The sequence below is a fragment of the Thiocapsa sp. genome (genome assembly GCF_011390875.1).
Taxonomy (GTDB): Bacteria; Pseudomonadota; Gammaproteobacteria; order Chromatiales; family Chromatiaceae; genus Thiocapsa.
In genome coordinates this window covers 1-6,465 of record NZ_JAABRP010000244.1, presented here as the reverse complement: position 1 = coordinate 6,465, position 6,465 = coordinate 1, and the positions used below count along the sequence as shown (strand labels likewise).

At 62.9% G+C, this 6,465-nt stretch carries 5 protein-coding genes and 1 pseudogene; 3 read left to right on the top strand and 3 right to left on the bottom strand.

Annotated features, from left to right (window positions below; genetic code table 11):
* Nucleotides 1–2: 2 nt before the first annotated feature.
* Complete coding sequence (gene minE / locus GPT33_RS16185) at nucleotides 3–272, top strand: cell division topological specificity factor MinE (RefSeq protein WP_093190371.1); 270 nt, start codon at nucleotides 3–5, stop codon at nucleotides 270–272.
* A gap of 412 nt (nucleotides 273–684) precedes the next feature.
* Here minE and GPT33_RS16180 read toward each other — a convergent pair whose 3' ends face one another.
* Both GPT33_RS16180 and GPT33_RS16175 read right to left on the bottom strand, forming a co-directional pair.
* Entirely contained in the window at nucleotides 685–1,284 is a 600-nt protein-coding gene (locus tag GPT33_RS16180) for a L,D-transpeptidase family protein (RefSeq protein ID WP_296810875.1), read from the bottom strand.
* Between the two features lie 149 nt (nucleotides 1,285–1,433).
* The gene (locus tag GPT33_RS16175) at nucleotides 1,434–2,630 is read right to left on the bottom strand and encodes a class I SAM-dependent rRNA methyltransferase (RefSeq protein ID WP_296810872.1); all 1,197 of its coding nucleotides are present in this window, start codon (nucleotides 2,628–2,630) and stop codon (nucleotides 1,434–1,436) included.
* Between the two features lie 174 nt (nucleotides 2,631–2,804).
* Between GPT33_RS16175 and GPT33_RS16170 the strand changes: the two genes are divergently transcribed.
* Together GPT33_RS16170 and GPT33_RS16165 are read left to right on the top strand one after the other, a co-directional pair.
* Nucleotides 2,805–4,865 (top strand): thioredoxin domain-containing protein, encoded by a 2,061-nt coding sequence (locus GPT33_RS16170; protein ID WP_296810869.1) that lies wholly within the window; start codon nucleotides 2,805–2,807, stop codon nucleotides 4,863–4,865.
* Between the two features lie 273 nt (nucleotides 4,866–5,138).
* Complete coding sequence (locus GPT33_RS16165; protein WP_296810868.1) at nucleotides 5,139–6,023, top strand: methyltransferase domain-containing protein; 885 nt, start codon at nucleotides 5,139–5,141, stop codon at nucleotides 6,021–6,023.
* Nucleotides 6,024–6,297: 274 nt separating this feature from the next.
* Here the strand turns inward: GPT33_RS16165 and GPT33_RS16160 are convergent.
* Nucleotides 6,298–6,465, bottom strand: a pseudogene (locus GPT33_RS16160) (isoprenylcysteine carboxylmethyltransferase family protein); the annotation flags it as partial.

The following is a 6,465-nucleotide window of genomic DNA, read 5'->3' as shown; positions in this document are numbered from 1 at the left end:
CTATGGGCTTACTCGACTACTTCCGCTCCTCGCGACCGAAGGGCTCTGCAAGTGTAGCCAAGGAGCGGCTGCAGATCCTGGTGGCCCATGATCGCACGCAGCGTGGCCGACCCTCGTATCTTCCCCAGCTTCAGCAGGAGATCCTCGAGGTGATCCGCAAGTACGTGGAGGTCGACATGAATGCCGTCTCGGTGAAATACGAGCAGGAGGACAGCCACGAGGTCCTCGAGCTGAACATCGTTCTGCCGGATACGGCGCAGGGGCGGATCTGAGGGCGGCTGGCGGGTAGGATGGGTAGAGCGTCAGCGAAACCCATCCTCAAAGCTCCAACACCCCGGTCCCGGCACCCCCAGAGCGACAGCGAAACCCGTCCTCCAAACCGCCGCGTCGCCGGGATGCCGGGTTTCACTCCGATGCCATTGGCGCGGGCTGGATGGGTTTCGCTGGCGCTCTACCCATCCTACGTATTTCGGTTTTTTGAATCGTTCCTGAGTTAAACCGCGTCCAGAGCGACATGCGTCGTTTTCGTGTTGTATTCGGCCTTGGGGACGTCACCGCCCGTGGTGGAGACGTGGTTTAAAATTTTAAATTTTTTAGAACTTTAAACCGCGCCGGCTCCAACAACCGTCGAGTCTGACGGGGCCGATCCTATCCAAAAACATTACATACCGCGCTGGGCGCGGTTTAAGGCAGGATTTTGATCGGCGTTCCGTCGCGCACCATCGACCAGATCTCGTCGATCTCGTGGTTCTGCACGGCGATGCAGCCTTGGGTCCAGTCGCGATTGGCGTATTGCTGGCGCAGCGCCTCGGACTGGATGTAATTGGGCAGGCCGTGAATCATGATCATCCCGCCCGGATTCGAATACCCGAGCGAGCGACTGACGAGCTTGTCGCGCTCGTTCGGGTAGGAGATGTGGATCGATTTGTAGAAGTTGCTGTTCGGGTTGCGCCAGTTGAGCAGATAATCGCCGATCGGTGTGCGCTGGTCTCCCTCGCGAAATTTATGGCCGTCCGGTGAACCTCCGAGCGCGATCCGGTACTCGCGGATCACCCGCCCGTTGTTGTGCAGCTCCAGCTTGCGTTGGGATTTCTTCACGACGACTTTGTCTGCGTGGCTCGGCTCGACCGACGCCATCTTCGTTGAGCTGCCGCAGCCGGCAAGTCCCAGAACCCCTACAACGGCGAGCGCCGTCAGCAGGAATCGGACGCGATGCGCGCCTTGCTCGGGTCGACGGGTGGGCTCGGCGATGGCGGTCGTGCGGTCTTTCGCGTCGGTGTGCATGGGTCTGATCCGGTGTCTGGAAGGGTGTCACGGCATCCGCCGTGCTCATCAGCAACACGCGAAAGTGTAGGTAACCTCATGACAAAAGGCTATCTTGTTTGGTGATTTTTCGATCAGGAAATCCCGAGCCGAGCCTCCGGAATCGCCGATCAGAATTCGGGAAGGACGCGGAAGAAGAGCGTCTTGAGATAGGCGGTCTCCGGGATCGCGGGATGCACCGGATGGTCCGGCCCCTGCTGACCGGTCTCCAGCAACTGCAGGGTACGCCCGGCGCGCCGCGCCGCTTGCTGCACGGTCCGCACAAAGACATCGCGACCCATGTGGAAGGAGCATGAGGAGGTCACCAGCAGGCCGCCCGGCTCGAGCAGCTCCATCCCGAGTCGATTGAGCCGCAGATACGCCTGAACCCCGTCCTTTTCGTCCTTGCGTCGCTTGATGAAGGCGGGCGGGTCGAGGAGCACGGTGTCGAAACGGGCGTCCTCTTCGCGCAGGGCGCGCAGCACCTCGAAGGCATCCCCGTGCCGGCCTTGGACGCGCTCCGCCAGCCGATTGCGCGCCGCATTGTCGGCGACCCGCTCGAGTGCCGGCAGCGAGCTGTCGACACAAACCACCTGCTCGGCACCCAGCGCCGCGGCACGCAGACCCCAAGCACCGCTATAGCTGCAAACATCCAGGACGCGCCGGCCCACACCGTAGCGTGCCAGTCGGGTGCGGTTCTCGGCTTGGTCGAAAAACCAGCCGGTCTTCTGGCCGGTCAGGGGAGAGACGAGGAACTCCAGGTCGTTCTCGATCAGGGGCAGGGCGTCCTCGGGCGAACCCAGGATGACCTCGACACCCTGTGCGAGACCCTCCATCTCGCGCACCGAGGTGTCGTTGCGCAGCACGATCGCCTTGGGGCGCAGCACCTGCTCGAGCGCAGCGAGGATCTCGCCCTGCACCCGTTCCATGCCGGCAGTGGTGATCTGCACGGCGAGGAGATCGCCGTAGCGGTCGACGACCAGGCCCGGCATCCCGTCGCTTTCCCCGAAGATCAGCCGATAGAAGGGCCGCGCGTAAAGCCGCTCGCGCAGGGTCAGGGCATCGTGGATGCGCTTGAGCCAAAGGGTCGGGCTCAGCGGTTGTGTCGGATCGCGGCTGACCACACGGGCGCAGATCAAAGAGTGCGGATTCGCGTAGCCGTGACCGATCCAGCGATCGTGATCGCTGCGGATCGCGACCGGCTGACCTGGCTGGAAGTCTTTCAGCGGTGTGGCCTTGGTATCGACCTCGTTGCTGTAGATCCAGCAGTGTCCGGCGATGAGGCGGCGTTCCTGGTCTTTGCTCAGGATGAGGGGTTGGGTCTTCATGATCGGATGTCCTGTGGTGTCTGGGCGCTTGTCGTCTTGCGCGATCACAGACTATCAGAACCGGGCGAGGTCGGGCGGGGATGGAAAGGGATTCGGGGGGACCCACGTTCTTGGGAGAGCCGCCAGCCGCCAGCCTACAGTGATCAGTCGCGCTCCACGCCCAGAGGATCAGCCATGTCGAACGCTCATTCGTCCCCGACCGGCCATGCCAACCGTCTGGCCGCGACGACCAGTCCTTACCTCCAACAGCACGCGCACAACCCCGTGGACTGGTGGCCTTGGTGCGAGGAGGCGCTTGATCTGGCGCGCGAGACGGACCGGCCGATCCTGCTCTCGATCGGCTACTCGGCGTGCCACTGGTGCCATGTGATGGCCCACGAGTCCTTCGAGGATTCCGGTACGGCGGAGCTGATGAACCGGCTTTTCGTCAACATCAAGGTTGACCGGGAGGAGCGACCGGATCTCGACAAGATTTATCAGACCGCACACCAACTGCTCGCGCGGCGCGCCGGTGGTTGGCCGCTCACGGTGTTCCTGATGCCGACCGATCAAAGACCCTTCTTCGCAGGGACCTATTTCCCGCGTGAGCCGCGGCATGGTCTGCCCGCATTCAAGCAGTTGATGCAGAGCGTCGAGCGGGCCTACCGCGAGCAGAAGACGGCGATCGAGTCGCAAAACGAGAGCCTGATGGCGGCCCTGGCAGAGCTGGAGCCGCGCGCCTCGGACGCGCTGCCCGAGCGCTCGGTGATCGATGCGGCCCTGCAACAGCTCGACGAGAGCTTCGATCCCGAGCACGGCGGATTCGGCGATGCGCCAAAGTTTCCGCACCCGACCAACCTCGAGCTCCTGTTTCGGCACGCGGCGGACAGGTCGCAGGCCGGCGAGCCCGATCGGTCGGCGCTCGAGAAGGCCGTTTGGACGCTCGAACGCATGGTGCGCGGCGGACTGACGGATCAGCTCGGCGGGGGCTTTTATCGCTACTCCGTCGACGCGCGTTGGATGATTCCGCACTTCGAGAAGATGCTCTACGACAACGGTCCGCTCCTCGCACTCTGCTGCGACGCCTTCGCCGTCACCGAAGACCCCTTGTTTCGGGATGCGGCCATTATGACCGCGGACTGGGTACTGCGTGAGATGCAGTCCCCGGAGGGAGGCTATTGGTCCAGTCTGGACGCCGACAGCGAGGGCGAGGAAGGGAAGTTCTATGTCTGGGATCGCGACGAGATCCAGGCGCTGCTGGCTCCCGCCGAATATGCTCCCTTCGCCGCCGTCTACGGCCTGGATCGCCCGGCCAACTTCGAAGGCCGCTGGCATCTGCACGGGTATCGCACCCCCGAGGCCGTCGCCGTTGACCTCGGGCTCGAGCCGGCGCGAGTGCAGGGCCTGCTCGCCTCCGCCCGCGCGACCCTCTATGTCGCACGTGAGCGCCGCGTTCGCCCGGGTCGGGACGAGAAGGTCTTGACCGCCTGGAACGCACTCATGATCAAGGGTATGGCGCGTACCGCACGCACCTTCGATCGGCCCGATTATCTGGAGTCCGCCGAGCAGGCGCTCGCCTTCATCCGCGGCACACTTTGGCGCGAGGGTCGGCTGCTCGCGACCTACAAGGACGGCACCGCCCATCTGAATGCCTATCTCGACGACTATGCCAACCTGCTGGACGCCCTGTTGGAGCTCTTGCAGACACGCTGGTCGCGGGCGGATCTGGACCTCGCCCTTGCGTTGGCCGAGGTGCTTCTGGATCAGTTTTACGATCCGGTCGACGGCGGCTTCTGGTTCACCGGACGCGACCACGAGACCCTGATACACCGCACCAAACCGCTCGGCGACGAGGCCATTCCCTCCGGCAACGGTATCGCCGCGCTGGCACTCCAGCGCCTCGGCCATCTCGTCGGCGAGCCGCGCTATCTCGCTGCGGCCGAAGGAACCCTGAAGCTGGCGGCCGAGTCGATCGGCCGTATGCCCTATGCCCACGGGACGCTCCTGTTCGCGCTCGACGAGTGGCTCGACCCGCCCGAGACCCTGGTGATCCGTGCCGGCGACGAGCGTCTCGACGCCTGGCGCCGAGAGGCACAGCGCGGCTACCGACCGCGACGCCTCGTCCTGGGCATCCCGTCCGACGAGAGCCATCTCCCCGGCACGCTCGCCGCAATTGTGCCCGGCGAGCGCCCGCGCATCTACCGCTGCCGGGGTACACAGTGCGAGCCGCCGACAGAATCACTCGCCGATATTTAAATCTTAAACCGCGTCTCACCGAGGTGGAGGACATCTCCGAAGCCAAACGCAACGTGCAAATGACGCGCATGTCGCTCTGGACGCGGTTTAAGAAGAGCCGTTAAAACGCAAAGAGCGCAAAGAGCGCAAAGAGCGCAAAGGTGTTTAGTGCCTTGCTTCAATGATGCTGTTCAACCAAAGGGTGAACATCCTTCGCATTGCAGCTCCTTGTTTTCCTTTGCGTCTTTGCGCCTTCGCGTTTCCAAACCCTCGCCCAACACGCAGGACACCTGAATGTCGACTCCGCGGCCGTTTCGACGGCATCTCGCCTATCTCGATTGGCTCTACAACCCTTTCAGGTCATGGGACGTGACTCGCGTCTACGACCTCTTATCGACCGACGTGGCCACCGAAAACGGTCTCTATCTCAATCTGGGCTACTGGAGTGCGGAGCAGACACTGGACGAGGCGTGCCAAGCGCTGGCCGCGTTGGTCGCGGAGCGTGCAGCGATGGGGCCCGGTGATCGGGTGCTGGACGTCGGCTTCGGTTTCGCCGACCAAGACATCTACTGGCTTCGGACCTACGCGCCGGATCACATCCAGGGTCTGAACATCACGGCCTCTCAGGTGGCCGTCGCACGCGCTCGGGTTGCGGACCTCGGGTTGGAAGACCGCATCGACCTGCGCGAAGGCTCCGCGACCGAGATGCCGCTGCCGGCGAATTCGGTCGACAAGGTCGTTGCCCTCGAGTGCGCCTTCCACTTCAAGACCCGCGAACGTTTCTTCGAGGAGGCCTTCCGCGTCCTACGCCCGGGCGGTCGATTGGTCACGGCCGACATCATCCCCATGCCGCTGTCCGAGGATTGGCGTACCCGACTCAAACAGCGCTGGTCCTGGAGGTTGGTCGCGAGCAAGTTTGCGATCCCCGCCGATAACGTCTACACGCGCGAGATCTACGCGGAAAAGCTCGAAGCCTGCGGTTTCGCAGATGTCGAGGTCGCTTCCATCCGCGATCGCGTCTACACCCCCCTGCACGACTATCTCTCGAGACACCCGGAAACGCTCGACCGACTCCACCCCGCAACCCGACTCCCGGCCCGACTTGCACTCGGCATGAGCGCGGAGAGCGTCTACGGTGGTTTGGACTATGTCCTCGCCTCAGCCACTAAATCACCCTAAGCGACGACTCAGAAACAAGACCAACATCTTGGTTGACGCGTAGGATGGGTAGAGCGAAGCGAAACCCATCCAGCCCGCGCCAAGCGCATCGGACCGACATCCGGCAACACGGCGGTTTGGAGGATGGGTTTCGCTTCGCTCTACCCATCCTACGTGTTTCGGTTGCTTTCGAATTGTTCCTAATCTCCTGAACCGGGTCGACTCACAGGGTCTTTGGAACCATCCAAGACCGATCCCGGCCGTCGCGCACGCAGAAAAGCTCGGACGCGTAGTGTCAGTAGAGCCAGGGGACGAGCTTCTTCACCCCCTTCGCATACTCCGCATACTCCGGATGACGTTCGGTCAACCAGCCTTCTTCCTTGCTGGCTTTGTAGTCGAAGAAGAAGAAGCCGATAACCAGGATGGCTAGGTGGGAGATGCTGAGTGTGAAGAGCACCCAGCC